General features: G+C 74.4%; 29 protein-coding genes. 14 read left to right on the top strand and 15 right to left on the bottom strand.

Annotated features, from left to right (window positions below; genetic code table 11):
* Positions 1 to 37 precede the first annotated feature (37 nt).
* Both ACGGZK_RS02920 and ACGGZK_RS02915 read right to left on the bottom strand, forming a co-directional pair.
* On the bottom strand, positions 38 to 1480 hold the full coding sequence (locus ACGGZK_RS02920; protein ID WP_395244768.1) for a glutamyl-tRNA reductase: 1443 nt from the start codon (positions 1478 to 1480) through the stop codon (positions 38 to 40).
* Positions 1481 to 1538: 58 nt separating this feature from the next.
* Positions 1539 to 2267 (bottom strand): hypothetical protein, encoded by a 729-nt coding sequence (locus ACGGZK_RS02915; RefSeq protein ID WP_395244767.1) that lies wholly within the window; start codon positions 2265 to 2267, stop codon positions 1539 to 1541.
* A 168-nt stretch (positions 2268 to 2435) separates the two neighbouring features.
* On the opposite strand from ACGGZK_RS02915, the gene hemE reads away from it, so the two are divergent.
* The 6 genes from hemE to ACGGZK_RS02885 all read left to right on the top strand — a co-directional run bounded on the left by hemE (position 2436) and on the right by ACGGZK_RS02885 (position 7133).
* Positions 2436 to 3605: a uroporphyrinogen decarboxylase gene (gene hemE / locus ACGGZK_RS02910; RefSeq protein ID WP_395244766.1), complete on the top strand. Its 1170-nt coding sequence runs from the start codon at positions 2436 to 2438 to the stop codon at positions 3603 to 3605.
* A complete protein-coding gene (hemG, locus tag ACGGZK_RS02905; protein ID WP_395244765.1) occupies positions 3602 to 5143 on the top strand; it encodes a protoporphyrinogen oxidase in 1542 nt (513 codons plus the stop codon). The genes hemE and hemG overlap by 4 nt, the downstream gene beginning before the upstream one ends.
* Positions 5144 to 5243: 100 nt before the next feature.
* Positions 5244 to 5711 carry a hypothetical protein gene (locus tag ACGGZK_RS02900; protein WP_395244764.1) on the top strand — a complete coding sequence of 156 codons (468 nt, stop codon included), beginning with the start codon at positions 5244 to 5246 and terminating at the stop codon, positions 5709 to 5711.
* 16 nt (positions 5712 to 5727) lie between these two features.
* On the top strand, positions 5728 to 6132 hold the full coding sequence (locus tag ACGGZK_RS02895; protein ID WP_395244763.1) for a phage holin family protein: 405 nt from the start codon (positions 5728 to 5730) through the stop codon (positions 6130 to 6132).
* Complete coding sequence (locus tag ACGGZK_RS02890) at positions 6119 to 6436, top strand: hypothetical protein (protein ID WP_395244762.1); 318 nt, start codon at positions 6119 to 6121, stop codon at positions 6434 to 6436. The genes ACGGZK_RS02895 and ACGGZK_RS02890 overlap by 14 nt, the downstream gene beginning before the upstream one ends.
* A 13-nt stretch (positions 6437 to 6449) precedes the next feature.
* The gene (locus ACGGZK_RS02885) at positions 6450 to 7133 is read left to right on the top strand and encodes a GntR family transcriptional regulator (protein ID WP_395244761.1); all 684 of its coding nucleotides are present in this window, start codon (positions 6450 to 6452) and stop codon (positions 7131 to 7133) included.
* A 28-nt stretch (positions 7134 to 7161) separates the two neighbouring features.
* Here the strand turns inward: ACGGZK_RS02885 and ACGGZK_RS02880 are convergent, their stop codons facing one another.
* Genes ACGGZK_RS02880 through idi form a run of 7 tightly spaced genes read right to left on the bottom strand, consistent with a single transcriptional unit; the run spans position 7162 to position 12881 of the window.
* Entirely contained in the window at positions 7162 to 8070 is a 909-nt protein-coding gene (locus ACGGZK_RS02880) for a prenyltransferase (protein WP_395244760.1), read from the bottom strand.
* A complete protein-coding gene (locus ACGGZK_RS02875; RefSeq protein WP_395244759.1) occupies positions 8045 to 8419 on the bottom strand; it encodes a lycopene cyclase domain-containing protein in 375 nt (124 codons plus the stop codon). Before ACGGZK_RS02875 ends, ACGGZK_RS02880 begins: the two co-directional genes overlap by 26 nt.
* Complete coding sequence (locus ACGGZK_RS02870; protein ID WP_395244758.1) at positions 8416 to 8736, bottom strand: lycopene cyclase domain-containing protein; 321 nt, start codon at positions 8734 to 8736, stop codon at positions 8416 to 8418. The genes ACGGZK_RS02875 and ACGGZK_RS02870 overlap by 4 nt, the downstream gene beginning before the upstream one ends.
* The gene (gene crtI, locus ACGGZK_RS02865; RefSeq protein WP_395244757.1) at positions 8733 to 10301 is read right to left on the bottom strand and encodes a phytoene desaturase family protein; all 1569 of its coding nucleotides are present in this window, start codon (positions 10299 to 10301) and stop codon (positions 8733 to 8735) included. Before crtI ends, ACGGZK_RS02870 begins: the two co-directional genes overlap by 4 nt.
* Entirely contained in the window at positions 10298 to 11188 is an 891-nt protein-coding gene (locus ACGGZK_RS02860) for a phytoene/squalene synthase family protein (RefSeq protein ID WP_395244756.1), read from the bottom strand. The genes crtI and ACGGZK_RS02860 overlap by 4 nt, the downstream gene beginning before the upstream one ends.
* Positions 11185 to 12300, bottom strand: coding sequence for a polyprenyl synthetase family protein (locus ACGGZK_RS02855; RefSeq protein WP_395244755.1), 1116 nt, complete (start codon positions 12298 to 12300; stop codon positions 11185 to 11187). Before ACGGZK_RS02855 ends, ACGGZK_RS02860 begins: the two co-directional genes overlap by 4 nt.
* Positions 12297 to 12881 carry an isopentenyl-diphosphate Delta-isomerase gene (gene idi, locus ACGGZK_RS02850; protein ID WP_395244754.1) on the bottom strand — a complete coding sequence of 195 codons (585 nt, stop codon included), beginning with the start codon at positions 12879 to 12881 and terminating at the stop codon, positions 12297 to 12299. Before idi ends, ACGGZK_RS02855 begins: the two co-directional genes overlap by 4 nt.
* Positions 12882 to 12960: 79 nt before the next feature.
* On the opposite strand from idi, the gene ACGGZK_RS02845 reads away from it, so the two are divergent.
* From ACGGZK_RS02845 to ACGGZK_RS02810, 8 genes are all read left to right on the top strand, one after another.
* Positions 12961 to 13536 carry a MarR family winged helix-turn-helix transcriptional regulator gene (locus ACGGZK_RS02845; protein ID WP_395244753.1) on the top strand — a complete coding sequence of 192 codons (576 nt, stop codon included), beginning with the start codon at positions 12961 to 12963 and terminating at the stop codon, positions 13534 to 13536.
* Between the two features lie 137 nt (positions 13537 to 13673).
* On the top strand, positions 13674 to 14330 hold the full coding sequence (gene hemQ / locus ACGGZK_RS02840; protein WP_395244752.1) for a hydrogen peroxide-dependent heme synthase: 657 nt from the start codon (positions 13674 to 13676) through the stop codon (positions 14328 to 14330).
* Complete coding sequence (locus tag ACGGZK_RS02835; RefSeq protein WP_395244751.1) at positions 14330 to 15601, top strand: ferrochelatase; 1272 nt, start codon at positions 14330 to 14332, stop codon at positions 15599 to 15601. The genes hemQ and ACGGZK_RS02835 overlap by 1 nt, the downstream gene beginning before the upstream one ends.
* A complete protein-coding gene (gene hemC / locus ACGGZK_RS02830) occupies positions 15598 to 16551 on the top strand; it encodes a hydroxymethylbilane synthase (protein WP_395244750.1) in 954 nt (317 codons plus the stop codon). The genes ACGGZK_RS02835 and hemC overlap by 4 nt, the downstream gene beginning before the upstream one ends.
* On the top strand, positions 16548 to 17360 hold the full coding sequence (locus tag ACGGZK_RS02825) for a uroporphyrinogen-III synthase (protein ID WP_395244749.1): 813 nt from the start codon (positions 16548 to 16550) through the stop codon (positions 17358 to 17360). The genes hemC and ACGGZK_RS02825 overlap by 4 nt, the downstream gene beginning before the upstream one ends.
* A gap of 98 nt (positions 17361 to 17458) precedes the next feature.
* Complete coding sequence (gene hemB / locus ACGGZK_RS02820; protein WP_395244748.1) at positions 17459 to 18454, top strand: porphobilinogen synthase; 996 nt, start codon at positions 17459 to 17461, stop codon at positions 18452 to 18454.
* Positions 18451 to 19761 carry a glutamate-1-semialdehyde 2,1-aminomutase gene (gene hemL / locus ACGGZK_RS02815; protein WP_395244747.1) on the top strand — a complete coding sequence of 437 codons (1311 nt, stop codon included), beginning with the start codon at positions 18451 to 18453 and terminating at the stop codon, positions 19759 to 19761. The genes hemB and hemL overlap by 4 nt, the downstream gene beginning before the upstream one ends.
* Positions 19762 to 20439: 678 nt before the next feature.
* Entirely contained in the window at positions 20440 to 20838 is a 399-nt protein-coding gene (locus tag ACGGZK_RS02810; RefSeq protein ID WP_395244746.1) for a hypothetical protein, read from the top strand.
* 4 nt (positions 20839 to 20842) lie between these two features.
* Here the strand turns inward: ACGGZK_RS02810 and ACGGZK_RS02805 are convergent, their stop codons facing one another.
* The 6 genes from ACGGZK_RS02805 to ACGGZK_RS02780 all read right to left on the bottom strand — a co-directional run bounded on the left by ACGGZK_RS02805 (position 20843) and on the right by ACGGZK_RS02780 (position 26338).
* On the bottom strand, positions 20843 to 21223 hold the full coding sequence (locus tag ACGGZK_RS02805; RefSeq protein ID WP_395244745.1) for a DUF1304 domain-containing protein: 381 nt from the start codon (positions 21221 to 21223) through the stop codon (positions 20843 to 20845).
* Between the two features lie 4 nt (positions 21224 to 21227).
* Entirely contained in the window at positions 21228 to 22382 is a 1155-nt protein-coding gene (locus tag ACGGZK_RS02800) for a winged helix DNA-binding domain-containing protein (RefSeq protein WP_395244744.1), read from the bottom strand.
* The gene (locus ACGGZK_RS02795) at positions 22379 to 23206 is read right to left on the bottom strand and encodes an ABC transporter permease (protein ID WP_395244743.1); all 828 of its coding nucleotides are present in this window, start codon (positions 23204 to 23206) and stop codon (positions 22379 to 22381) included. The genes ACGGZK_RS02800 and ACGGZK_RS02795 overlap by 4 nt, the downstream gene beginning before the upstream one ends.
* A gap of 1 nt (position 23207) precedes the next feature.
* A complete protein-coding gene (locus ACGGZK_RS02790) occupies positions 23208 to 24236 on the bottom strand; it encodes an ABC transporter ATP-binding protein (protein WP_395244742.1) in 1029 nt (342 codons plus the stop codon).
* 99 nt (positions 24237 to 24335) lie between these two features.
* Complete coding sequence (locus tag ACGGZK_RS02785) at positions 24336 to 25139, bottom strand: isocitrate lyase/phosphoenolpyruvate mutase family protein (protein WP_395244741.1); 804 nt, start codon at positions 25137 to 25139, stop codon at positions 24336 to 24338.
* Complete coding sequence (locus ACGGZK_RS02780) at positions 25136 to 26338, bottom strand: cysteine desulfurase-like protein (protein WP_395244740.1); 1203 nt, start codon at positions 26336 to 26338, stop codon at positions 25136 to 25138. Before ACGGZK_RS02780 ends, ACGGZK_RS02785 begins: the two co-directional genes overlap by 4 nt.
* Positions 26339 to 26353: the final 15 nt, after the last annotated feature.

Genomic DNA, 26353 nt, shown 5'->3' with positions numbered 1-26353 from the left:
GCGAGGGTACCCGGTCGTCGCTGCGAGTCCGTCGAGGTCAGGAGGCCGAGGCGCTGCGCTGATCGCCCGGCTCGGCGTCGGGCCGGTGGGCGTCGAGGTCGGCCTGGAAGGCGGCGTCGGAGGTGCCGGTCGCCCCGTCGGCGGGTGCCGCGGTCACGCCGAACAGCGCCTCGACGGCCTCGATGAACGCCTGCTGCTCGCCGGCCCGGGCGTAGGACCGCGAGCGGACCATCGGCGTGTGCAGGAGCCGGCCGGCCATGTGCCGCAGCGCCTCCTCGACCCTGCCGTCGACGTCGCCGCGGGCGCGGGCACGCTCGATCTCGCCGTCGAGCAGGTCGAACACGTGCGAGCGGAGGGCGACGACCGTCGGGGCGAGGTCGAGCTCCTCGCCGACGGCGCCGAAGTTGCGGGCCGCGCGCGAGACGATGCGACGCGCCTCCTCGGTGGAGGCGAGCTCCTCGATCGGCGCGTGGATCTTGATGGTCTCGAGGTCGAGCAGTTCCACGCCGATGAGCTCGGTCACGTCGGGCGCGACGTTGCGCGGGAGTCCGAGGTCGATGACGAGCTGGCGGCGGTCGACCTCGGGCGCGAGCGCCGAGGCGGCGGAACCGGAGGCGGCCGAACCGACGGAAGCGCCGGCGCCGATCGTCGGCAGCTCCGCCTCGCGGGCGAGCCGCTCGCGGCCGTCGGCGAGGAGCGCCCGGTCGACGACGTGCTCGTCGACGGTCGTGCAGGTGACGATGAGGTCGGCGGCGGCCGCGGTGCGCGCGTAGTCCTCGTGCGCGACGGCGGGCAGGTCGTGGGAGCGGGCGAACTTCGCCGCCCGGCCGGACGGCGAGTGCACCGAGACATCCGTCACGCCGCGCTCGCGGAGGGCGGCCAGCGAGGCGCCCGCGTACTGGCCGGTGCCGACGAGCAGCACCCGCACCTGGGCCCAGTCGGTGATGCGGCTCTCGGCGAGGTCGAGGGCGAGGCGCACGAGCGAGCGGCCCTGGCGGCCGATGCCGGTGCGGGTCTTCACCTTGCGCGAGGTCTGCGAGGCGCGCTGGAAGAGGCGCTCGAGCTCGGGGGTGGTCGTGCCGTCGGTGCGGGCCTGCTCGAGCGACCGGCGCACCTGGCCGGCGATCTCGCCCTCGCCGACGACGACGGACTCGAGGCCGGCGGCGACGGAGAAGAGGTGGGTGGCGACGGCGTTGCCGTGCGCGAAGCCGAACGTGGTGCGCAGCTCATCGGGCTCGAGGCCGGCGACCTCGCCGACCGCGCGGATCGCCTCGTGCACCGCCGGAACGGGCGACGACCCCTCGGGTGCGCTCAGGTCGAGGTACGCCTCGAACCGGTTGCAGGTCGCGACGACGACCGCGCCGGCGACGGCGTCGTGCCCTGCGAGCATGCGGCGCCCGGCGTCATCCGCGGTCGCCGAAAGACGCTCGAGCAGGTCGAACCCGGCGTTCTTGTGACTCGCGGTGAGGCAGATGAGCACCCGTCGATTCTATCCGCCGTCGAATTGCCCGGAGGACAGGGTGCGCCCTGACCGGGGGTCAGGCCGCGACGTACCCCGCGGCCGCGAGCATCTCGGGCGTGATGACGGGCAGCGGCGACGTGAGGGGCGGCAGCTCCAGGCCCTCGGCGGCGAGGGCGGCGCGGTGGCGGGCCTTCCACATGCGCACGACGGGGTAGAACTCCTCGTCGGGCAGGGCGTAGCGCGTCGCGCGGGCGCCCGCGAGCAGCACCGGCACCTCGGCGCTCGTGCCGTCGTGGCGCACCCGGATGACCGCGACCGGCACGCTCAGGGTGCCGACGAGGATGCGGTCGCATCGGATGCTCCGGATCTCGCGCCACGCGAACTGCGCCACGCGCTTGGGCCTGCCCCGCCCCGACCACAGCGAGAGCCCGCTGCCGTCGACGAGGATCGACGGCCGCCGGTCGAGTCGGGGGAGCCGGCCGTCGGAGACCTCCGCGAGCCCGGCGCGCAGGTGCCGCGTGCGGATGACCGGGTGCGCCTCGCCGCCGAAGGTCGCCTCGAGCACGCGGCGCCGGGTGCGGGCACGGCCGGTCGCGATGAGCCGGCGCAGGGCGACGAGCGCGAGGGCGAGCACGGATGCCCCGAGCAGCGCCAGCCCGACGGTGGTCGAGTGCACGGCGGGCAGCGACTCGACCGCTCGTTCGACGTAGGGGCTCCCGCCCACGAGGGCGGCGATCACGAGCGCGGCGACCGCGGCGATGCAGGTGATCAGCGCGGCATGGCGCTTGCGGGAGGGAAGGGGCACGGTGGTCTCCGGGGACGCGGAGGCGCGCCCGATGCTGTGGGCCGGGCGCGTCGTCGTGCGGGGGAACACGACCGTTCCGACTGTAGCGGCGCGGCGGTGTCCGCCGAAAGGGGGACATCCGTTCGATTCCCACGCCTCGCGCCCAGCGCGGTACGCGACAATGTGCGGGTGATCCTTCCCCCGCAGCATCCGCTCGCCGCCGGCCGCACCACCGAGTCCCGCCTCGTCCGGGCCTATCGGGGGGAGCGCTCCGACACGACGCCCGTCTGGTTCATGCGCCAGGCCGGCCGCTCGCTGCCCGAGTACCGCGAGCTCCGCGTCGGCACCCGCATGCTCGACGCGTGCCTCGACCCGGCGATGGCCGCCGAGATCACGCTGCAGCCGGTGCGCCGGCACCGCGTCGACGCGGGCATCTTCTTCAGTGACATCGTCGTCCCGCTGAAGCTGGTCGGCGTCGACGTCGAGATCCAGCCCGGCCGCGGCCCGGTCTTCGGCCGCCGGTACGCCGACGCCGCGGCCATCGCGGAGCTCACCGCCATCGACCCGGCAAGCCTCGACGAGCGCGCCGAGCCGATCCGCGAGGCGGTCGCCCGCACGGTCGCCGAACTCGACGGCATCGAACCGGCGACGGCCTCCGGCGCGTCCGACGGCTCGGGCGGTGCGACGCCGCTCATCGGCTTCGCGGGCGCGCCCTTCACCCTCGCCGCCTACCTCGCCGAGGGCGGACCGTCGAAGGACCACCTCGCCGCGCGCACCCTGATGCACGCCGACCCGGGCGCGTGGCGTGCCCTCATGGACTGGACCGCCGACCTCTCGGGCCGCTTCCTGCGCGCCCAGGTGCTCGCCGGCGCGTCGGCCGCGCAGCTGTTCGACTCGTGGGCGGGCGCGCTCTCCCTCGGCGACTACGAGCGGCACGTCGCCCCGGCCTCGGCGCGGGCGCTGTCGCACGTGCACGACCTCGCGTACGCGACCGGCGACGCGGATGCCTCGGGCGAGCCCGCGACCCTCGCCGTGCCCGTCGTGCACTTCGGCGTCGGCACCGGCGAGCTGCTCGGCGCGATGCGCGGCGTCGGCGTCGACGCGGTCGGCGTCGATTACCGGGTGCCGCTCGACGTCGCGGCCGAGCGGGTGGGTGCGGGCGTGCCGCTGCAGGGCAACCTCGACCCGGCCCTGCTCGCGGCGCCGGCGCCCGTGCTCGAGGACGCGGTGCGCGACGTGCTGCGTCGTGGCACGGCCGCGCCCGGCCACGTCTTCAACCTCGGCCACGGCGTACCGCCCGAGACCGACCCGGCCGTGCTGACCCGCGTGGTCGAGCTCGTGCACGAGGCCGGCGCGTGACCGGCGCCGCGGCGGCGGAGCCGCTCGAGCCGGCCGAGCCGGGCCTCCCGGTCGGTGCCGAGCCCGAACGCCGTCGCACCGACGTCGTGGTGGTCGGCGGCGGCGTCGCCGGCCTCGTCGCGGCCCTCGAATGCGCCCGGATCGGGCTGTCGGTCACGGTGGTCGAGCGGGGCGCCGCACTCGGCGGCTGCGTCGGGCGCATCGAGCTCGACGGCCTCTCGCTCGACTCGGGCGCCGAGTCGTTCGCGACCCGCAACGAGTCCGTCGCCGAGCTCGTGGACGAGCTCGGCCTCACCGACCACGTCGAGCGCCCCAACCCCGCCGGCGCCTGGCTGGTCTGGAACGACGGACGGGCCGAGCGCCCGGCGCTCGCCGCGGCGCCCCTGCCGCGCACCGGCATCCTCGGGATCCCGGCGAACCCCCTCGGCGAGGACGTGCGGGCGATCATCGGGTGGTCGGGCGCGAGTCGCGCGTACCTCGACCGGCTCCAGCCGATCCTGAAGATCGGCCGCGCGCACAGCCTCGGCGCCCTCGTGAAGTCGCGCATGGGCAGCCTGGTGCTCGACCGGCTCGTCGCCCCGATCTCCTCCGGCGTGTACTCGGCCGACGCGATGGACCTCGACCTCGACGTCGTCGCGCCCGGCCTCAACGAGGCGATGACCCGCACCGGGTCGCTGTCGGGCGGCGTCGGCCAGCTCATCGAGACGCGGAAGGCCGGCGGTGCCGTGCTCGGGCTGCGCGGCGGGATGCATCGCCTCGTCGACGCGCTCGCCGCCGAGCTCGACCGGTTCGGCGTGCAGGTCGTGCTCGAGTCGGAGGTCGTCGACCTCGCGAAGACGAGCCCCGAGCCGGGCTGGCGCGTGCGCGCCCTCGGCCACGAGCGCGACCTCGTCGTCGACGCCCGCTACGCGATCCTCGCCGCGCCAGCGCACACCTCCCGTCGCCTGCTCGGCGAGGCGGTCGAGGGCTGGGCGGATGCCTCGGACTGGCCGGCGGCGGCCTCGGTCGAGCTGGTGACCCTCGTGCTCGACGCGCCCGCGCTCGACGCGGCGCCGCGCGGCACCGGCGTGCTCGTGGCCGCCGGCACCCCCGGCGTGGCCGCGAAGGCGCTGACGCACTCGTCGGCGAAGTGGGGGTGGCTCGCCGAGCTGGCGGGCGGCCGGCACGTCGTGCGCCTCTCCTACGGCCGGGCCGGGTCGGCGAACCCGCTCGACGGCCGATCCGACGAGGAGGTCGCGGCACTCGCGCTGGCGGATGCATCCGCCCTGCTCGGGACGCCGCTCCAGGCGTCGATGCTGCGCGCCTCGGGCCGCAGCGCCTGGCGCGACGCCCTGTCGCAGGCGACGATCGGCCAGCGCGACCGGGTCCGCGCGCTCGAGGAGACGCTGGCGGGAGAGCCCGGCATCGAGGCGACCGGCTCCTGGGTCGCGGGCACCGGGCTCGCGTCCGTCGTGCCCCACGCCAGGGAGGTCGCAGGCCGGATCCGCCGCGCGGCGGTGCAGGACGGCGTCGCCCGTCCGCCTGCCGGGGACGCATAGCCGGAGCGGAATATCTCCCGCGCAACCCCCTTGCGGAGCGCGTCCCCGGGTCTACGCTGGAGTGACGCCGCCATCGCCGGGTGGCCGGATTGGGGTGGTCATGAGGGGCAGAATCCTCTTCGTCGTCGGACTCGGGGTCGGGTACGTGCTCGGCACCCGCGCGGGCCGCGAACGGTACGAGCAGATCAAGCGGGCGGCCGAGGGCATCTGGAACCAGCCGACCGTGCAGCGCGGCGTCGACAGCGCACGCGACTTCGCGATGGCGAAGGTCGGCGACCTGTCGGGAACCGTGCTCGACAACGTCAAGGACCTCATCTCGAACGCGACGAAGTCGACCGGTGACGCGAAGGCCGGGGTGCGCAAGGCCGCGGATGCGACGAAGAGCGCGGTCGACCGCGCCGCCGACGCCGCCGACGACCTGATCGACGGCGCCGCCGAGGCTGCGAACGCCGCCGTGGCCCAGGCCGAGGCCGCGAAGGCCGAGGCGTCCGCGTCCGCGCCGGCGAGTGCGGCCAAGCCCACGTCCGCCCCGAGGCGCACGGCGAAGCCCGCGTCGTCGGGTTCCTGACGGGAGGGCTGATCGCATGTCCGCACCCCGTGAGGACGAACGCTCGCTCTTCACCCTGATCGGCGAGCTCCCCGACCGCATCTCGACGCTCATCCGCGCCGAGATCGACCAGATCAAGGCCGAGCTCGGCTACAAGGCCAAGCACTTCGGCATCGGCGCCGCCCTCATCGCGGCCGCCGCGTTCGTCGCCATCTTCCTCCTCGGGACGATCATCGCGACGCTCATCATCGCGCTGTCGCTCGTGATGCCGCTCTGGGCCGCGGCCCTCACGGTCTGCGGCATCCTGGTGCTCATCATCGCGGTGCTCGTCGCGATCGCGATGGTGTCCTTCCGCCGCGGTTCCGAGCCGCTCGAATCGATCGAGAGCCTGAAGCGCGACCTCGACGCCGTGAAGGGGACGGGTGAGTATGACCGCCGTTGAGCGAGCGCCCGGAGCGCCGAACGAATCGAAGAAGGCGATCGCGGTCCGCGAGCGCAACCTCACCCGGCTCCAGGCGCGCCTGAACGTCGAGGCGGCCCGTGGCGACTTCGTGGGCACCCTGAACGCCCTGGAGGACCGGCTCAACTTCCCGAAGCGGATCGACCGCGCCAAGCAGCGAGCGGTGAAGCGGGTGCGGAAGTTCGCCGACGAGCAGCCGGTGGCCGCGGCCGCCGCAGCCGTCGGGCTCGTCGCGGCCGCCGGCGGCGTCATCTGGCTCGTCGTGCGCAACGCGACGAAGTCCTGACCGTCGCCGCCCCGTGGCCGCCACGACCGTTCCCGACGCTGCGGAGCTCGGCCCGACGGTCGTCGTCCGCATCGCGGCGGCGCTGCGCGCCGACATCCTGAGCGGGGTGCTCGCACCGGGCACGCCGCTGCGCGAGGAGGCCGTCGCCGCCCGGTTCGGGGCGTCGCGGCACACGGTGCGGGCGGCGTTCCAGCGCCTCGCCGTCGAGCGGCTCGCGGTGGCCGAGCCGTTCCGGGGCGTGCGGGTCGTGAGCTTCGGGCCCGAGGAGGTGCGGGCGCTCCAGCAGTACCGCGCCGCGCTCGAGTGCGAGGCGGTGCGCATCGCGGCCGAGGCGTACGGTCCGTCGTGGCCCGAGGCGGCCCTCGCGCCGGCGCGCGAGGCGCTCGACCGGCTCGCCGGACTGGCGGAGGGCGGGGAAGCCTCCGACGACGGCGACTGGCTCCAGGCCGAGCGCGCCCACGCCGACTTCCACCACGCGCTGGTCGAGGCATCCGGCAGCCCGCGCCTGGTCGAGGCGCACGCCGCCCTCGGCAGCGAGCTGCTGCTGTTCCTGCTGCACGTGCGCCCGCACTACGCGCTCGGGGACCTCGCCGCGGAGCACCGGGCGCTGCTCGACGACGTGCAGGCGCGCGGCGCCGACGCGATGCGCGAGCACCTCGCGCACTCCACGGCGCTGCTGCTCGGCAACGGCGGTTGAGCCCGTCGAGACCTCGGCTTCGACCGGCTCACCCACCGGAGCGGAGCGCGTACCCGATCAGCAGCATCGTGACGACGAACCCGACGGCGTAGTTGATGCCGAGGAACCGCCGCCAGCCCGCGTTCGCCTCGCCGGAGTCGGCGTCGGAGACGTTCCGGTACGGCCACGCGGTGACGACGTACGGCAGCACGAGCACCGACGCGAGTGGGCCCGGCACCGCCGTGAACAGCATGAGCACGCCCGCCGCCAGCCAGGCCAGGATGGCGAACCGCACCGTCCACCGGGCGCCGAGCACGGTCGCGATCGACGCGATGCCGCCCTCGCGATCGGGCACGACGTCCTGCACCGCGCCGAACGCGTGGCTCGCCACGCCCCACAGCAGGAACGCGGCGAGCAGGGCCAGGAGTTCCGGCGTGAACGTCGCACCGGCGAGCACCAGCCCGTACACCGCCGGGCTCGTGAAGTGCACGCTCGAGGTGAGCGAGTCGAGGAACGGCACCTCCTTGAACCTGAGGCCGGGCACCGAGTACGCGGCCACGGCGAAGAGGCTGATCGCGAGCACGAGCCAGGAGGCCGGCCCGCCGAGCAGCACCAGCGCCACGACGAAGGGCACGCACAGCCCGACCGCGGCGAGCAGCACCGCCCGGTGCCGGCCCGGGGGCAGCAGGGCGCCCTCGACGCCGCCCTTGCGCGGGTTCCGCGCGTCGGAGGCGTAGTCGAAGACGTCGTTGATGCCGTACATCGCGAGGTTGTACGGGATGAGGAAGAAGATCGTGCCGATCACGAGCGCCGCGTCAATGTCGCGGGTGGTCAGCAGGTAGGCGGCCGCGAACGGGAACGCGGTGTTGATCCAGCTCAGCGGGCGCGACGCGGCGAACAGGTCGAGCAGCAGCCCGTGGCGGCGGGCGGGTTCAGTGCGGACGGTGTCGGATGCCACGGTCGGTCACCTCCTCGGGTATGGCGGCGGATGCCTCGGGCGCGTCGGTGGGTGCGTCGCGGGGCGCGAGCAGGTTCCATACGGCGCTGAGCAGCAGCAGCCCGGCGATCGGGTACGCCAGGTCCTCGACGGGTGCCAGCCCGAGCCGCAGCCCCGAGATCTGCGCGGCGCCGTACTCGAACAGCCCGGCCGCGATCATGAGCGTGTCGAACACGACGGTGAGCACGACGAGCGCGCCCCCCGCGACGGCGAGGGCGACCGCGTGGCCCCGGGGCGCGCGCCGCCAGGCGATCGCCGCGACGACCACGGAGGCCACGAGGAACGGCAGGCAGAGCACCAGGTACGTCATGCCCGCCTCCGCTCCGCGAGCCGCAGCGCGCCCGTGTAGAGCACCATCGTCACGTACGACAGGAACAGCAGGAAGACGAGCTCCTCGACCGGCAGGTGCGGCGCGAGGAGCAGGCCCGTCGAGATCGCGTTGTCGCCGCGTACGAAGACGCCGAACGCGATGCCGACCAGGTCCCAGACGAGGAAGAACGCGACGCCGATCGCGAGCACGACGGCCGCGCGCTTCGGCGCCCGCCAGAGGAACAACCGGAAGCGGTGGTCGACCAGCGCGAGGCATCCGGCCGATCCGACCAGCAGCGCGAGGTAGACGAGGCTCATGCCGTCGCCTCCGCGTGCGCGGCCGGCTCGGGGAGCGGGCCGGAGCGGCGATCACCTCGCACGGCCTTCGCGACCAGCTCCGCGCTGATCAGGCACATCGGCAGGCCGATGCCGGGCACGGTCGTCGCGCCCGCGAAGTAGAGCCCCTCGATGTCTCGCGAGGTCGTGCGACCGCGGAGGAACGCGCTCTGCCGCAGCACGTGCGCAGGGCCCAACGCCGAGCCGCGGTACGAGTGGAACCACGACTCGAAGTCGGCCGGGCCGATGGTGCGACGCACGACGACGCGGTCGGCGAGGTCGGGCACGCCCGCCCACCCGGCGATCTGGGCGATGGCGCGGTCGGCGATGCGTTCGACCTCGGGGTCGCCGGTGCCGCCGATCCCGCCGGCACCGAGGCCGGGATCGGCGGGCACCGGCACGAGCACGAAGAGGTTCTCGTGCCCGTCGGGCGCGACGGAGGGGTCGGTCGCGCTCGGCATGCAGGCGTACAGCGACGCAGGGTCGGGCACGCCCCGCCCGGGGCCCAGCACCAGGCGGAAGTTCTCGTCCCAGTCCTCGGTGAAGAGGAGGTTGTGGTGGCGGAGCTCGGGCAGACGGCCGCGCACGCCGAGCAGGGCGAGCACGGCGCTCGGGCCGGGGTCGGTGCGCGCCCAGGCGGCGTCGCTGCGGGTGCGGCCCTCCGGCGGCAGCAGCACGGTGTCGGCGTGGTGCCCGTCGCCCGCGGAGACCACGAGGTCGGCGGGCAGGTGCAGGGCGCGGCCCGAGGCATCCGTCGCGTCGACCCCCGTCACGCGCCCGGCGTCGATGACGATGCGATCGACTCGCACGCCGGTGCGCAGCCGCACGCCCGCGCGCACCGCGAGCCGCTCGACGGCGCCGATCACCTCGCCGAAGCCGCCCATCGGATAGTCGACCCCGAGCTCGAGGTCGTACCGGCTCATCAGGTGGTACATGCTCGGCGCGGCGCCCGGCGAGGTGCCGAGGAACACCGCCGGGTAGCCGAGCACCTGGCGGAGCCGCGGGTCGGCGAACCGGCGGCCGATGAACCGCTCGAGGGATTGCAGCAGCAGGGTGCCGAGCCGGCCCGACCGGCGCAGCACGTCGCGCGTGAGCAGGTCGCGGGGCGACGAGAAGTCGGAGTAGAGGAAGTGATCGAGCGCGAGCCGCGCCGTCTCGTCGGCGGAGTCGAGGTACGCCTCGAGGCGGGCTCCCGCCCCCGGCTCGATCGACTCGAAGAGCGCGGCGGCCCGCTGCCGGCCCGCCGGGACGTCGAGGGAGCCGGGGCGGCCCTCGAAGAACACCCGGTACCCGGGGTCGAGGCCGACGAGGTCGAGCTCGTCGGCCGCCGACGTGCCCATCAACCGGAAGAAGTGCTCGAACACCTCGGGCATCAGGTACCACGAGGGTCCGGTGTCGAAGCGGAAGCCCTCGGCCTCCCACGTGCCCGCCCGGCCTCCGAGCGCCTCGCGCTGCTCGAGCAGCGTGACGCGATGGCCGTCGCGGGCGAGCAGGGCGGCGGTGGCGAGGCCCGCGATCCCGCCGCCGACGACGATCGCCCGGCTCATGCGAGCACCGCCCTCGATCCGCGCACGCGACCGGTGGAGGCGCGCGCCAGCAGCACCAGCTTGCGGCCCGTGGGCACGCTCACCCTCGTGGTGAGCAGCGCGCTCGCCGGGGTGCGCCGGAGCCTGGCCGACAGCGCCCAGAACAGGGCGTGCGCGGCGGCCACCGCGCGGCGGCTGCCGACCGGCAGCTCCGGGATGACCGCGCCGGCGATCGCCAGGTCGTGGTCGATGTCGTCGAGCAGGCGCGCCTTCGCGGCCTCGTCGAGCCGGCCGGGATCGATGCCGGGGAAGTACCGGCGCCCGAGGCCTTCGACGTCGTCGGCGAGGTCGCGCAGGAAGTTCACCTTCTGGAACGCGGCGCCGAGGTGCCGGGCGCCGTCCTCCCAGCGGGCGTCGCGCTCGGCGTCGGCCTCGAGCCCGAGGGTGAACGCGCGCAGGCACATGAGCCCCACGACCTCGGCCGAGCCGTACACGTACTCGTCGAGCTCGGCGCGATCGGCGAACGCGACCGGCTCGAGGTCGCGGCGCATCGACGCGAAGAACGGCCGGGTGAGCTCGGGGCCGAACCCCGTCGCCCGGGCCGTGCCGGCGAACGCGTGCACGACGAGGTTCGGGCTGTACCCGGTCGCCATGGCGCGCTCGGTCTCGGCCTCGAGCGCGTCCAGCACGGCGCGCACGTCCTCGACGCACAGCCCGGCCTCGGCGGCGGGCCCGTCGACGACCTCGTCGGCGATGCGCACGAGCGCGTAGATGTCGGCGACGTGCTCGCGCACGGGCTTCGAGCACAGCCGGCTGGCGAGCCCGAACGACGTGGAGTAGGCGGTGATCACGCCCGCCGATCCGCGCCGGGCGGTGCGGTCGTACAGCGCGAGGCCGGTGGCGGTCATCGCCGCCGCTCCGTGCTGGCGGCCACGAGCGCCCGCAGGTCGTCGCGGAGGGCCGCGGGCAGCTCGGGGTGGTCGATGCCGACGCGCGCGAAGGCCGCGTGCCGGTCGATCAGCGCCTCGACCTGCGCGAGCGCACCGCTCGCGACGAGCGCGTCGCGCAGCGCGGCGGCGCCGGCCTCGTCGAGCCGCGGGTCGCCGAAGCGGCCGGCGACGGCCTCCCAGTCGGCGTGGCCGCGGGCGGATGCCACGAGCAGCGTCTCCTTGCCCTCGCGGAGGTCGCCCAGGGTGCTCTTGCCGGTCGTGCGCTCGTCGCCGAACACGCCGAGCACGTCGTCGCGCAGTTGGAAGGCGATGCCGAGGCTCCGCCCGATGCGGTCGAGGCGATCGGATGCCCCGGGCCCCGCCTCGGCGAGGAGGGCCCCGGCGCGCAGCGGCGCGCTGAACGAGTACGCCGCGGTCTTGGCCTCGATCATGGCGAGGATCTCGTCGCGCCCCGGGCGCACGCCGGCGGCGAAACGGACGTCGTCGTGCTCGCCGGCGGCCGTGGTGAACACGCACTCGTCGACGAGGTCGAGGAGCGCGAGCCTCGTCGGCGCCGGCGCGTCGACGCCTGCGACCAGGCCGTGCGCGGCGCTGATGAGCAGGTCGCCGGCGAGGATCGCCGAGGCGTCGCCGTAGTCGTGCGCGCGGGCCGAGTCGAGGCCGCGCGCGGCGGCCGCGTGGGCGAAGCGCCCCGCGACGTTCGGCCGGCCGCGACGCACGAGGTCGTGGTCGATGACGTCGTCGTGCATGAGGAACGCGGTGTGGAGCAGTTCGAACGCGGCGGCGACGCGCACGGCGTCGTCGGGCCGCGGGTCGCCCCAGGCCCGGTGCGCCGCGAGCACGAGCATGGGCCGGATGCGCTTGCCGCCGGCGACCGCCTCGGTGGCGGCCTCCCAGAGGCGCCGGTACTCGTGGCCGTGCCGGGCGGCACGCTCGACGCGCTCGGCGAGCACGCCGTCGAGGAAGTCGTCGAGCGCCGGTGGTGCCGTGGTCGGGGGCGGGGTGGCGTCGGGCGCGGTGGCGGCGGGCGCGGCGCCGCGCGGCGCGTCGCGGGTGAGCGTGTCGGTCATGATGCGATCGCCGATGCGATGGGGGCTGCCTCCAGCCCGTGCTCGAGCGAGCCCCCGAGGAAGGGGAGCAGCTGCGCCTGCAGCACGAACCAGGGCGAGAACGCCCAGGGCGCGTTGCGGACCGCCACGGCCAGCTCCTCGGGCGCGACCCAGGCCAGGTCCATCACCTCGCCGGGATGCGGCTCGGGGACGGAGTCGGTCACCGCGGTGTACACCGGGCACAGCTCGTTCTCGACGACGCCCGAGGCATCCGTCGCGCGGTAGTGGAAGAACGGGAGGACCGGGCGGATGTCCCGCAGCTCGAGCCCGAGCTCGAACTCGCCGCGGCGCCGGATGGCGTGGACGAGGGCCTCGGCGGGGGCGGGATGGCCGCAGAAGGAGTTCGACCACACGCCGGGCCAGGCCTGCTTGACGAGTGCGCGCCGGGTGACGAGCAGGCGACCGCGGTCGTCGAACACGTGGCAGGAGAACGCGAGGTGCCGGGCGGTGTCGGCGCCGTGGACGCTCGCCTTCGGGGCGGTGCCGATCGGGCGGTCGTCGGCGTCGAGGAGGACGACCTCTTCGGTGTCGGGGCTCGCCATGATGCCTCCACTGGTTCGTAGCAACATTGGTGAGTAGATAGCTTAGCGAGAAATTAGCCGAGCGGATAGAATCTCTCCTGTGAAGAAGGACGCTTCAACCAGCGAGGTCATCGCCGACCGCATGCTGGACCCGAGGATCGCCGACGCCGCCGGCGAGCTGGTGCACCGCGAGCACCTCAGCGACGACGAGGTCGCGCACGTCGTCGAGGTGATGCGGGCGCTCCGGCGATGGCACCTGGCCGCCGAGCGCATGAGCGAGGCATCCAACCGCTACATGAAGCTCAACGCGACCGACATGCGCGCGCTCCGCTTCCTCATCGCCGCCCACAACCAGGGCGAGCACGTGACGCCCGGGCAGCTCAGCGAGCACCTCGCGATCTCGACCGCCGCCACCACGAAGCTCCTCGACCGGCTCGAACGCGGTCGGCACATCGTGCGCGAGCCGCACCCGGGCGACCGGCGCTCCCTCGTCATCCGGGTGACCGAGCACACCCGGCAGGACGCCCGCGAGACCGTCGGCCGACAGCACGCGCGGCGGTTCGACGTCGCCGCCGGGCTCACCGCCGAGGAGCGCGACGTCGTCATCCGATTCCTCGACGAGCTCGCCGCCACCGAGGTCTCCGGCGACGCCGACGACGGCCTCGGCGTCGGCTGACGCGGCCCCGATCGGGGCGGCTTTTGCCCCGGCCCGGGGAAGGGGGAGACTGGAGGCATGTCTTCCCCGCTGCCGAAGCGGCAGCCGACGCGCTCCGAACCGATTCCGAGGCCGAGCGGTCTCCCGAGGGCTACACGGTGTTCGCCGTGTTCCGGCGGGATCCCGCGCGACCCGACGACCTCGACGGGCACGACGTCCCGCGCTTCGTCCGCGAACTCGACGGCGTCATCGCGCTCGTCGAGGACGAGGGCGTGACCGTGCGCGGCCTCTACGACGTGTCCGGCCTCCGCGCCGACGCCGACGTCATGCTCTGGCTGCACGGCCCGACCGCCGAGGGCCTGCAGTGGGCCCTGCGCCAGCTCCGTCGCGCGCGCCTGTTCCGGGCGCTCCTGCCGACCTGGAACGCGATGGGGGTGCACCGCGACGCCGAGTTCAACAAGTCGCACGTGCCCGGCTTCCTCCGCGGCATCGAGCCGAAGGACTGGCTCACCGTCTACCCGTTCGTGCGCAGCTACGAGTGGTACCTGCTCGACCCGGCCGAGCGCGGGCGCATGCTCGCCGAGCACGGCCGCAAGGGCGCCGCGTTCCGCAACGTCATCGCCAACACCGTCTCGGCGTTCTCGCTCGGCGACTACGAGTGGCTGCTGCCGCTCGAGGCCGACGACCTGACCGACCTCGTCGACCTCATGCGCGACCTGCGTGCCACCGACGCCCGCCGCCACGTGCGCGAGGAGGTCCCGTTCTACACGGGCCGCCGGGTCTCCACCGCCGAGCTCGTGGAGGTGCTCCAGTAATGGCCGCGGCGAACCTCGGCTCCACCGGCGCCGACGCCGCCGAGCGCGGCGCGACCCACGTCCCCGGCCGGAAGCCCGCGCCCGCCGCCTCGGCGTACTGCGCGCCCGGCGCGATCGTGCCCGGCGCGACGCCCGCGGCGCAGGGCGGCGCCGAGCACGTCGAGACGCCCGTCGCGTACGACGCGATCCTGCTCGCCGGCTTCGGCGGACCCGAGGGCCAGGACGACGTCATCCCGTTCCTCCGGAACGTCACGAGCGGTCGCGGCATCCCCGACGAGCGCCTCGAGGAGGTCGCGCACCACTACCGCCACTTCGGCGGCGTCAGCCCGATCAACCAGCAGAACCGCGACCTGAAGGCAGCCCTCGAGGCCGAGCTCGCGGCCCGCGGCATCGACCTGCCCGTGCTCTGGGGCAACCGCAACTGGGACCCCTACGTGAACGACGCGCTCGCCGAGGCGAAGGAGCGGGGCTTCACGAAGCTGATCGCGATCGCCACGAGCGCCTACTCGTCGTACTCGAGCTGCCGCCAGTACCGCGAGGACTTCGCCGACGCGCTCGCCGACACCGGCACCGCCGAGACGATCCAGATCGACAAGGTGCGCCAGTTCTTCGACCACCCCGGCTTCGTGCAGCCGTTCGTCGAGGGCGTGCGCGACGCCGTCGCGCAGCTCGAGGCCGACCACCCCGGCATCGACCGCCGGAACGAGATCGAGGTGCTCTTCGCGACGCACTCGATCCCGTCGACCGACGCCGCGAAGTCGGGCCCCGCGGAGCGCGGCTTCGGCGAGGGCGGCGCGTACGCCGCCCAGCACGCCGCGGTCGCCGAGGTCGTCATGCGCGAGGCGGGCGTCTCGGAGGTCCCGTGGCAGCTCGTCTACCAGTCGCGGTCGGGCCCCCCGTCGATGCCGTGGCTCGAGCCCGACATCAACGACGCGATCGAGGAGCTGCCGGCCGCCGGCCGCAAGGCGATCGTCATCGTCCCGCTCGGCTTCGTGAGCGACCACATGGAGGTCCTCTGGGACCTCGACAACGAGGCACTCGAGACGGCCGGCGAGCACGGCCTCGCCGCGGTCCGCGTGCCGACGCCCGGCCACCACCCGGCGTACGTCGCGGGCCTCGTCGACCTCGTGGTCGAGCGGCTCGAGGGCACGCCGGTCGCCGAGCGGCCCGCGGTCACCGACCTCGGCCCCTGGTACGACGTCTGCCGTCCCGGCTGCTGCGAGAACGTCCGCCTCGGGTTCCGGCCCGCGCTCGCCGGGATCGCGCCGTGAGCGGCGTGATCCGCGTCGGCACGCGCGGCAGCGCCCTCGCCCTCGCGCAGACCAAGCAGATCGCCGCGCGCATCGGCGCCGCCGCGAAGGCCGAGATCGAGCTCGTCCCGGTCACGACCCACGGCGACACCTCCCGCGCCTCGCTGAGCGAGATCGGCGGCGAGGGCGTGTTCGCCGCGGCCCTGCGCGAAGCCCTGCTGGCCGGCGAGTGCGACCTGGTCGTGCACTCGCTGAAGGACCTGCCCACGGCCGAGCACGAGGGCCTCCGACTCGGTGCCGTGCCCAAGCGCGCCGACGCCCGCGACGCCCTGTGCGCCCGCGACGGCCTCACCCTCGCGTCGCTGCCCGAGGGTGCGCGCGTCGGCACCGGCTCGCCGCGCCGCATCGCGCAGCTCGCCGCGGCCCGCCCCGACGTCGTCGCCGTCGACCTGCGCGGCAACGTCGACACCCGGCTGGGCAAGGTCGCCGACGGCGAGCTCGACGCCGTGCTGCTCGCCGCGGCCGGGCTCAACCGCCTCGGCCGGAGCGACGCCGTGTCGGAGCTCCTCGACCTCGGCGACTGGCCGACCGCGCCCGGCCAGGGCGCGCTCGCGATCGAGGTCCGCCGCGAGCGGGGGAGCGCGACCCTCGAGCGGGCGCTCGAATCGATCGAGCACCGCACCACGCGCGCGGCGGTGCTCGCCGAGCGGCTCGTGCTCGCCGGCCTCGAGGCCGGATGCTCCGCGCCCGTCGCGGCCACGGCCTTCCTCGAGGACGAACTCCTGTTCCTGACGGCGAGCGTGTACAGTGTCGACGGGGAACGGAGCGTGTCGAGTTCGCACGCGGCCACCCCGGAGAGCCGCTCCGCCGCCGACCTGGCGGATGCTGCTCGCGACCTCGCAGACCGCGTCGTCGCAGAACTCCTCGGCAACGGTGCCGCCGATCTTTCACGACCCGAGGAGAGCCGGTGAGCGATTACGAAGCGTTGACGGGTGCCATCAACCTGCCTCCGGGCGCCGGCAAGCCGCTGGCCGGTTGGCGGGTCCTCGTGCCCCGCGGCGGGCCGTGGGGCGACAGCGTCGCCGCGTCCCTCCGGGCTCGCGGCGCGAACCCGATCATCGCACCGCTCATCAACTTCGCGCCGGCCGACGACCAGCCGGCGCTGCTCGAGGCGCTGCGCAAGCTCGGCGCCGGAGAGTTCGACTGGCTGACCATCACGAGCGCGACGACGGTCGACGTGCTCAGCTCGTACGACGCCGTGATCCCGCCGACCACGAAGGTCGCCGCGGTGGGCGAGACCACCGCGGCCGCGCTCGTGGCCGCCGGGTACCGCGCCGACATCGTGCCGAGCGACGACAACTCGGCCAAGGGCCTGCTCGAGGAGTGGGAGGCGGCGACCGGCGGCGAGAAGGGCCTGCGGGTGCTCGCGCTGCGTTCCGCGATCGCCAAGCAGGTGCTGTCGATCGGCCTCGCGCGCATCGGCCACCACGTCGAGGCCGTCGTCGCGTACCGCACCGTCGGCGTGCCCGCCTCGCAGAAGGTCATCGACGACGTGCGCGCCGGCAACGTGAACGCCGTCCTCGTGACCTCGGGCAGCGTCGCCGAGCAGGTCGAGCTCCAGCTCGGCCCGATCCCCGAGGAGATCCTGGTCGCGGCGATCGGCCCGCAGACCCGCAAGGATGCCGCGGAGTACGGCCTGCGCGTCGACGTGGTCGCCGACGAGCGCACCGCGGAGTCCCTCATCGACGCCGTCGTGAACGCGGCGCTCGCCCGCGCCTGAGCCCTCGCACCCGCCCCGCCCCCGCCGCTTCGGCTGGGGCCCGCGCACGGCGTCGTGCACGTGGCATCCGCTCAGGCGACCCGACGTAGGCTGGTCCGGTGACCTCGACGCCCCACCCCGTCATCCGTCCCCGCCGCCTCCGATCCACTCCAGCCATGCGCCGCCTGGCGGGAGAGACCCGCCTGCACGCCGCCGACCTGGTGCTGCCGCTGTTCGTCCGCGAGGGCATCTCCGCGCCGATGCCGATCGCGTCGATGCCCGGCGTCGTGCAGCACTCGCTCGACTCCGTCCGCGGCGCCATCGCCGACGCGGCCGCGGCGGGCATCGGCGGCGTGATGCTGTTCGGCGTTCCCGAGGTGCGCGACGCGCGCGGGTCGGGTGCGACCGACCCCGACGGCATCCTGAACGTCGCCACCCGGCTGGTGCGCGAGGAGGCCGGCGACGCGCTGCTCGTCCAGACCGACCTCTGCCTCGACGAGTTCACCGACCACGGCCACTGCGGCGTGCTCGACGCCGACGGCCGGGTCGACAACGACGCGACGCTCGAGCGGTACCGGGCGATGGCGCTCGAGCAGGCGCGCGCGGGATCGCAGCTGCTCGGCCTCTCGGGCATGATGGACGGCCAGACCGCCGCCGTGCGGGCCGTGCTCGACGACGCCGGCTTCGAGGACGTCGCGCTGCTCGCCTACTCGGCGAAGTACGCGAGCGCCTTCTACGGCCCGTTCCGCGAGGCCGTCGACTCGCAGCTCCAGGGCGACCGGCGCACGTACCAGCTCGACCCGGGCAACCGGCGCGAGGGCCTCCGCGAGGCACTGCTCGACATCGAGGAGGGCGCCGACATCGTCATGGTGAAGCCCGCCGGCTCGTACCTCGACGTGCTCGCCGACGTGGCCGCCGCGAGCGACGTGCCGGTCTGGGCCTACCAGGTCTCCGGCGAGTACGCGATGGTCGAGGCCGCCGCAGCGCACGGCTGGCTCGACCGGCAGCGCACGGTGATCGAGACGGTGCGCGGCATCCGCCGCGCCGGCGCCGACGCGGTGCTGACCTACTGGGCGACCGAGCTCGCCGGCTGGCTGAAGGACGGTGTCGAATGACCACCAACGACGAGCTCTTCGACCGCGCCCGCGCGGCCATCCCCGGCGGCGTGAACTCGCCGGTGCGCGCCTACGGCTCGGTCGGCGGTACGCCCCGGTTCCTCGTGTCGGCCCGCGGGCCGTACGTGACCGACGTCGAGGGTCGCGAGTACGTCGACCTCGTCGCGTCGTGGGGCCCCGCGATCCTCGGCCATGCCGACCCGCGGGTCGTCGAGGCGGTGCGGGATGCCGCGACCCGGGGGCTCTCGTTCGGCGCGACGACCCCCGCCGAGACGGAGCTCGCCGAGCTCGTCGAGCAGCGCGTCGGCCCGGTCGAGCGGCTCCGCCTCGTCTCGACGGGCACCGAGGCGACGATGACCGCGATCCGCCTCGCCCGCGGCTTCACCGGCCGCGACGTGCTCGTCAAGTTCGCCGGTCACTACCACGGCCACTCCGACGGCCTGCTCGCCGAGGCCGGTTCGGGCCTCGCGACCTTCGCGATGCCCGGCTCGGCCGGCGTGCCCGCCGACATCGCCGCGCTGACGCTCGTGCTGCCGTACAACGACCTCGATGCCGTGCGCGCCGCGTTCGCGGAGCACGGCGACCGCATCGCCGCGGTCATCGTCGAGGCGGCCGCGGCGAACATGGGCGTCGTCGCCCCGAACCCGGGGTTCAACCGCGACCTCATCGAGCTCGCGCACGCGCACGGCGCCCTCGTCATCAGCGACGAGGTGCTGACCGGCTTCCGCGTCGGCCCGGCCGGCTGGTGGGGCGTCGAGTCCGCCGGGGACGGCGCCTACACGCCCGACCTCCTCACGTTCGGCAAGGTCATCGGCGGCGGCATGCCGGTCGCGGCGATCGGCGGGCGACGGGACATCCTCGAGCGCCTCGCGCCGCTCGGCCCGGTCTACCAGGCGGGCACCTTGTCGGGGAACCCGGTCGCGGTCGCGGCCGGCATCGCGACGCTGCGCGCGGCCGACGCCGACGTGTACGCGACGCTCGACCGCAACGCCGAGATCGTCTCCGACGCGGTGTCGGCGGCCCTGGCCGCCGAGGGCGTCGCCCACGCGGTGCAGCGCGCGGGCAACCTGTTCAGCTTCGTCTTCGCCGACGGGCCCGTGTTCGACTACGCCGGTGCGAAGGCGCAGGATGCCTGGCGCTACGCGCCGTTCTTCCACGCGATGCTCGACCAGGGCGTCTCGCTCCCGCCGAGCGTGTTCGAGGCGTGGTTCGTCACGGCCGCGCACGACGACGCGGCGATCGCCCGCATCGTCGCGGCGCTGCCGGCTGCGGCCCGCGCTGCGGCAGCCGCGTCGCCGGCAGACTGACACCGGATCGCGCTCGGAACGCCCGGTCGGTCTCTGCGCCGACCGGGTACGCCGAGTCGCCGGCGAACCCGACGAACGCGACGACGGCCCCGCTGAACATCTCGTCGATCATGACCCGTCCCCTCGCTCGAGCAACCCTGCGCCTCGAACCGTGCAGCGGCGAGCGCCGCCTGCAACCGGTAGTCGGGAGGAAGGAGGTCGTCAGGCATCGTCGACGACGACCTGGTACCCGGCCGCCGCCGCGGCTTCGAGGAACCCGTTCGAGATCGGTCGCCGACTGCAGGAGAGCACCCAACTGCCCCTCCGTTTCGGCTTGGAGGAAGGTCGCCGTCGCGAACGGGTGCGTGACCGGCGGTGTGCCCGGCAACGGCGGCGGAGCCGAGGTGCTGGCGAGCACGCCGGCCTCCGCACGACCCCGCATGGCGAGCCGATCGCCCTGCCGAAGGGTGAACGAGCGCACGGTACTTGCCCCGGTCATGCCTTCGCCTCCTCGTCTTCCACGACGGCATTGCGCACGCGGAGAGGTCGTTCCCCCGGATTCGCGCAGGACGGATCAGCACGAACGTCACCTGACCCGGGAAGTCAGTATCCCAGCCCACGGTCCAGCTGGTTGTGCCGCTCGGGGCGACCTTCCCACCCGGGTCCCGAACGTCGCCGGTCTCGGGCAGGATGGAGGGCATGGCCAACATCCGGGTCCACGCCGACCGCCTCGAGGTGCACCTCAGCGCGACCGAGAAATCGCTCGCGCTCCGGGGCGCCGACGTCGTGATCCAGCGCGAGGACATCCGGTCGGCCACGATCACCGACGACCCGTGGATCTGGATCCGAGGCATCCGCCGTCGCGGGTCCGAGGTGCCGCTCGTCGTGGCCGTCGGCACGTGGAAGTACCACGGCGGGCTCGACTTCGTCGTCGTGAAGGGCAAGCGGCAGGCCGTGGTGCTCGAACTGAGCGACGGCGAGTTCGCCCGGGTCATCCTGAGCACCAGCCACGCGGCCGAGCTCATCGACCGGCTGAAGCTGTCGGCCGAGGCGCTGCCCGACGACGCGGCGGTGCTCGGCGAATCGGTGGGCGACTAGGGCCTCAGGACAGCGCGAACAGCACGAAGCCGATGAGCGGCAGCGTGCCCTGGATGAGCGCCGGCTTCCAGTACCCGCGACCCGTGGTCGTGAGCACGAGCGCGGCCAGCGCCATGCAGGCCGTCGTGAAGAGCACGAGCGTCTTGCCCGGTACGACCGCGTCGGCCCAGAACAGCACGAGTCCGAGTGCCGCGCCGACCCCGAGGAACAGGTTGTAGAAACCCTGGTTGTACGCCATCGGCTTCGTGGCATCCGCCTGCGCCTGGTCGCGCACGCCGAACCGCTTCCACGTCGACGGCCGCGTCCACCAGACGCTCTCCATCAGGAAGATGTAGCCGTGCAGGAGCGCGGCGAGGGCGACGATGACGCTGGCGACGACGGGCATGCCGCTACTCGACCACCGCGGCGACGTCGACGGTGACCGGCACGCCGAGGAAGCGCTCGATCTCGGCGGCGCCGGCCTCGAACGAGGCGTGCTCGGCCCGGGACATCCGCCGCCAGGGTTCGAGCCGCACGACCGCGGAACGCTCCTTCACCAGCGGCGCCCACCGCCCGAACATCACCCCGCCGGCCATGAGCGCGTGCAGCGGGAACTCGGGCGCGATGGAGTCGGTGCGCCCGGGCGGCTGCAGGTAGGCGCGCGGGGCGGCGTAGCCCATGATGAACTCGTCGTACGCCTGCAGCAGGTCGACGCGCTCGGGGTCGTCGTCGGCGGTCGCGCGCGCGGCCCCGCGTGCCCTCCAGGCGGCCGAGACGGATGCGTCGTGCCAGAGCTCCTCGGCGGGGTCGTCGCCGAACCGTTCGATCCGCCCGCCCGTCCGCTCGGCCGCCGCGAGCAGGGCGGCGCGCACGTCGCGCAACCCGAAGCCCGACCAGGCCGACAGGTCGCGGGTGCTCGCCGGCGACCGGGTCAGCAGGTACCGTTCGGCGAGTTCGGCGAGGGCCTCGTCGCGCGGCCGCGGCGGCGACGGCGGAACCCGCTCGTCGAAGGCGGCGTAGGTGCGCTGCTTCCCGCTGGACGCGCCGGAGATGAGCACGCGTTCGAGTTCGGCGTGCATGAGCAGGAAGCCGATCGCTCCACCGGTCGTCATCCAGCCATCGGCCTGCAATGCCTCGGCGAGCTCGGCGCGCGTGCGGTGGCGCCCCCCGGCGACGGCCTCGGCCATGGTGTCGAGGGCGGAGGCGGCCCGCGCGCCCTCGATGCCGTGGCGGCGGTCGTACGCCGCCATGAGCCGGTGCACGCGTTCGGCCGAGAGCTCCAGCAGCCAGCGGGCGTCGGCCGGGTCGACGACGTGCCAGGTGGGCCGCAGGACGTGGGTGCGGAGGATCTCGCCCCCGTCGAGCAGGGCGGCCGTGCCGCCGGCCGTCGGACGCACCTCGGGGACCAGGCGCTGCGCGAGTCCCCACTGCGCGGGGAGGTACTCCTGCGCCTGCACGGCGACGCCGCGGCGCACGAGCTCCACGGGCGACGTGGCATCCGTTCCGCGCAGCCCCAGCGCGAACAGCCGGCGCGAGCGCAGCTCGGCGAGGGGCGTCGAGGTCACGACACGTCGCCGCGCCAGGTCGTGAGGCCGCCGATGAGCGACAGCAGCGCGGCGTAGCCGGCGAGCACCAGCCCGCCCTGCCACCACTCGAGCGACACCGACGTGCCGACCGACGCTATCGAGTAGAACGACGCCCCGACGAGCGCGTCGCTCGCCGCCCCGGGCAGGAACTTGCCGATCTCGGCGGTCAGGTCGGACAGCGAGGCCATGAGTCGCAGCACCGGCTCGACGAACTGGGTGAACGCGATCACGATGACGATCGCGGCGACCTGGTTCGGCACGACCGACCCGAGGCCGACGCCGATCGCCGCCCAGAGCGCCATGGCGAGGATGCCGCGACCGATCATCGCCCACGTGTCGGACGAGTCGAGGCCGGTGTCGACGCCGAACGCCGCGAGCGCTCCGGCGCCCGCTCCGACCGAGGCGGCGAAGCCGAGCACGCCGAACAGCGCGCCGATCACGATCTGCGAGACGAGCTTGCCGGTGAGCACGACGCCGCGCTTCGGCGTGGCGAGGAAGGTCGGCGTGAGCGTGCGGTGCCGGAACTCGCCGGTGACGGCGAGCGTGCCGAGCAGCACGGGGAACACGTACCCGATGGACGTGGCGAAGCTGTACACGAGCGGTGCCGGGTCGGCTCCCACGGGCAGGGGCGGCCCGCCTGCGCCGCCGGCCGCGGCGGCCGCCTCGGGGTCGTCGATCGCCCAGCCGAGGAACGCGCCGAACCCGCCCGCGAGCAGCGCGACGTAGCCGACGAGCAGGATGGCGAGCAGCCACCACATCCGCGTCGTGAAGGTCTTCTGGAACTCGGCGGCGAGTGCGTGCATCTCAGGCCTCCCGCTCGTCGGTCGCGGCAGCGGGCGGTGCGGATGCCTCGGGCGGATCGGATGCCTCCGCCGGAACGGACGGCGGCGCGGATGCCTCCGCCGGAACGGATGCCTCCGCCGGAGGCTCGGGCGACGCATCCGGCCCCTCGCCCACCAGGGTCAGGAACGACTCCTCGAGCCCCGACCGCAGTCGGTGCAGCGCGCTCAGCTCGACCCCGCCGACGAACGCGGCATGGCCCACCCGGCCGGGGTCGGGCTCGTCGACGATGAACCCCTGGCGGCCCTGGGCGTACGAGAGCCCGGCGGCGTCGAGCGCGGCGGCGAGCGACGGCCGGTCGGGGGAGTCGGCGATGGTGCGCGGAGCGGAGTCGAGCTCGAGGCTCACCAGCGTGCCGCTGTGCACGAGCTTGCCCCGGGAGATGATGACGACCTCGTCGACCGTCTGCTGCACCTCGCTCAGCAGGTGCGAGCTCACGAGCACCGTGCGGCCCTCGCGGGCGAGGCCCTGCAGGAACACGCGGATCCAGCGGATGCCCTCGGGGTCGAGGCCGTTGATCGGCTCGTCGAGCACGAGCACGCCGGGGTCGCCGAGCAGCGTGTAGGCGAGCGACAGGCGCTGGCGCGTGCCGAGCGAGAACCCGCCGACGCGGCGGTTCGCGTACTCGGCGATGCCGACCTGCTCGAGCACCTCGCCGACCCGCGCGCGCGGGATGCCGGCCGCCGTCGCGTACACCCGCAGGTGGTCGCGTGCGGTCCGCCCGGGGTGGAACGCGGCGTCGAGCGCGGCGCCGACGGTCTCCAGCGGCCGGTCGAGCTTCGCGTACGGCGTGCCGGCGAACGTCGCCGTGCCCGCCGTCGGCTTCACCAGCCCGAGGAGCGAGCGGAGCGTCGTGGTCTTCCCCGCGCCGTTCGGGCCGAGGAACCCGGTGACCCGCCCGGGTTCGACCGTGAACGTCAGGTCGTCGACCGCGGTGACGTGCCCGAACCGCTTCGTGAGCCCCTGGATCTCGATGGGGATGCCGCTCGCCACTGCCCCTCCTTCGCCGGGGGCGTGACCGCGCCGCATCGGGCCGCACCCCCGCACGGCCCATGGCGGCCGGAGCCGCCATGAGCCACCCTAGCGCGGAGGTCAGTTCAGGGGGCGGATGCCACTCGGCAGCACGCCGCCGCCGTACAGCGACGTCGCGAGGTCCTCGAGGGCGCCGAGGGCGACGCGCTGGGTGGTCGGCCCGTACGAGACGCGGGCGACGCCGAGTTCCTGCAGCCGGCCCGGGGTCGGCAGGGCGGGCAGCCCGATGACGCTCACCTTGCGCACGCCGATGCCCGCGACGAGGTCTTCCACGATCGCGTCCTCGAAGTTGCCGGGCACGAACACGCAGGTGGCGCCCTCGTCGAGGAAGGCGCGTCCGCGCTCGATCGCGTCGGCGACCGACTCGGCCAGGGGCCGGCCGTTCGCGCGGAGGAACGCGTCGGTGCGGGCGTTGAGGGCGAACGGCACGCCCTCGGCGTCCGCCGCGGCGACGGCCGCGCGCACCGCGGCGACCGCGTCGGGGAGCGGCTTCAGCTCGTCCTCGAGGTTGGCGCCGACGATGCCCTCGGCGATCGCGAGTCGGATCGTCTCGCCCGCGTCGCCGTACCCGGCCTCGAGGTCGGCGCTGACGGGCACGTCCACGTCGCGCGCGATCCGGCCCGCCATGTCGAGCATCAGCTCGCGCGGGATCCGCTCGCCGTCGGGGTAGCCGAACGTCGCCGCGATCGAGTGGCTGGCGGTCGCGAGCGCCCGCGTGCCCGGCAGGGCGGCCACGACGCGCGCACTCACCACGTCCCACACGTTCACGACCTGCAGCAGCTCGTGCGCCTCGTGCAGCTCGCGCAGCAGCGCGCCGCGCTCGGCGGTGGCGGTGCGGTCGGTCGTCGGGTTCGGGTCGGTCATGCGAGGGCTCCCTTCAGCCCGTCGAGCAGGCGCTCGACGTCGTCGTCGTCGGTGTAGGGCGCGAGGCCGACGCGCAGGCCGCCGGCGTCGCCGAGCCCGAGGCGACGGGATGCCTCGAGCGCGTAGAAGTTGTGGCTCGGCGCGAGCACCGCGCGCTCGGCGAGCGCCGTCGACACGTCGTCGGCGATCCGGCCGTCGAACGTCATCAGGATCGTCGGCGTGCGCCGGGCGGCACGCGACCACACCGTCACGCCGGGCAGCTCGGCCAGCCCCGCCTCGATCCGGCGGCGGAGCGCCTCCTCGTGGCCGTGCAGGGCGGCGTACGACGCGGCGAGCCGGTCCCGGCGCGTGCCCGACGCCCCGTCGTCGAGGCCCGCGAGCACGTCGACCGCCGCCGTCACGCCGGCGAGCTGCTCGTACGGCAGCGTGCCGAACTCGAACCGCTCGGGCACCTCGTCCGTCGACGGCAGGAGCTTGTCGGGCCGGATGCCCTCGAGCAGCTCGGGATCGGCGACGAGCACCCCGCAGTGCGGGCCGAGGAACTTGTACGGCGAGCACGTGAACAGGTCGGCGCCGAGCGCCGCGAGGTCGGGCAGCTCGTGCGCCGTGAAGTGCACGCCGTCGACGTACACGAGGGCGCCGACCGCGTGCGCCGCATCGGCGATCGCCGCGACATCGGGCATCGTGCCGATGAGGTTCGATGCGGCCGTCACCGCGACGAGTCGCGTGCGGTCGGAGAGCGCCGCCTCGACCGCCTCGACGGGCAGCTCGCCGGTCGCCGGGTCGAAGTCGGCCCAGCGCACGGTCGCGCCGGCCCGTTCGGCCGCCTGCACCCACGGCCGCACGTTCGAGTCGTGGTCGAGGCGGGTCACGACGACCTCGTCGCCCGGGCGCCAGTCGCGCGACAGGTGGCGCGAGAAGTCGTAGGCGAGCTGCGTCGCGCTGCGGCCGTGCACGACGCCGCGCGGGTCGGCGCCGGTGAGGTCGGCGACGGCCTGGCGGAAGTCGCGCACCGAGTCATCCGCCCGCCGTTCGCTCACGCTGAGCGTGCCCCGGTTCGACAACGGCCCGACGAGGGTCGCGGCCATCGCCTCGGCGACGTCGAGCGGCGTCTGCGTGCCGCCGGGCCCGTCGAACAGCGCCCATCCGGATGCGAGCGAGGGGAACAGGGAGCGGATCCGCGCCACGTCGTAGGCCATCATCCGAGCATACGG

The organism is Agromyces sp. MMS24-K17, assembly GCF_043950245.1.
Lineage (GTDB): Bacteria > Actinomycetota > Actinomycetes > Actinomycetales > Microbacteriaceae > Agromyces.
This window is presented reverse-complemented; position numbering and strand designations above follow the sequence as displayed.

Bases quoted from the DNA above. Each gene is read 5' to 3' on its own strand.
- ACGGZK_RS02900 (WP_395244764.1), top strand. From the start codon at position 5,244: ATGAGGGGCAGAATCCTCTTCGTCGTCGGACTCGGGGTCGGGTACGTG.
- ACGGZK_RS02855 (WP_395244755.1), bottom strand. From the start codon at position 12,300: ATGACCGACACGCTCACCCGCGACGCGCCGCGCGGCGCCGCGCCCGCC.
- ACGGZK_RS02785 (WP_395244741.1), bottom strand. From the start codon at position 25,139: ATGACCGACCCGAACCCGACGACCGACCGCACCGCCACCGCCGAGCGC.
- ACGGZK_RS02795 (WP_395244743.1), bottom strand. From the start codon at position 23,206: ATGCACGCACTCGCCGCCGAGTTCCAGAAGACCTTCACGACGCGGATG.
- crtI (WP_395244757.1), bottom strand. From the start codon at position 10,301: ATGAGCCGGGCGATCGTCGTCGGCGGCGGGATCGCGGGCCTCGCCACC.
- ACGGZK_RS02810 (WP_395244746.1), top strand. From the start codon at position 20,440: ATGGCCAACATCCGGGTCCACGCCGACCGCCTCGAGGTGCACCTCAGC.
- ACGGZK_RS02890 (WP_395244762.1), top strand. From the start codon at position 6,119: ATGACCGCCGTTGAGCGAGCGCCCGGAGCGCCGAACGAATCGAAGAAG.
- ACGGZK_RS02875 (WP_395244759.1), bottom strand. From the start codon at position 8,419: ATGACGTACCTGGTGCTCTGCCTGCCGTTCCTCGTGGCCTCCGTGGTC.
- ACGGZK_RS02780 (WP_395244740.1), bottom strand. From the start codon at position 26,338: ATGGCCTACGACGTGGCGCGGATCCGCTCCCTGTTCCCCTCGCTCGCA.
- hemL (WP_395244747.1), top strand. From the start codon at position 18,451: ATGACCACCAACGACGAGCTCTTCGACCGCGCCCGCGCGGCCATCCCC.
- idi (WP_395244754.1), bottom strand. From the start codon at position 12,881: ATGGCGAGCCCCGACACCGAAGAGGTCGTCCTCCTCGACGCCGACGAC.
- ACGGZK_RS02805 (WP_395244745.1), bottom strand. From the start codon at position 21,223: ATGCCCGTCGTCGCCAGCGTCATCGTCGCCCTCGCCGCGCTCCTGCAC.
- ACGGZK_RS02895 (WP_395244763.1), top strand. From the start codon at position 5,728: ATGTCCGCACCCCGTGAGGACGAACGCTCGCTCTTCACCCTGATCGGC.
- ACGGZK_RS02835 (WP_395244751.1), top strand. From the start codon at position 14,330: ATGGCCGCGGCGAACCTCGGCTCCACCGGCGCCGACGCCGCCGAGCGC.
- ACGGZK_RS02870 (WP_395244758.1), bottom strand. From the start codon at position 8,736: ATGAGCCTCGTCTACCTCGCGCTGCTGGTCGGATCGGCCGGATGCCTC.
- ACGGZK_RS02860 (WP_395244756.1), bottom strand. From the start codon at position 11,188: ATGACCGCCACCGGCCTCGCGCTGTACGACCGCACCGCCCGGCGCGGA.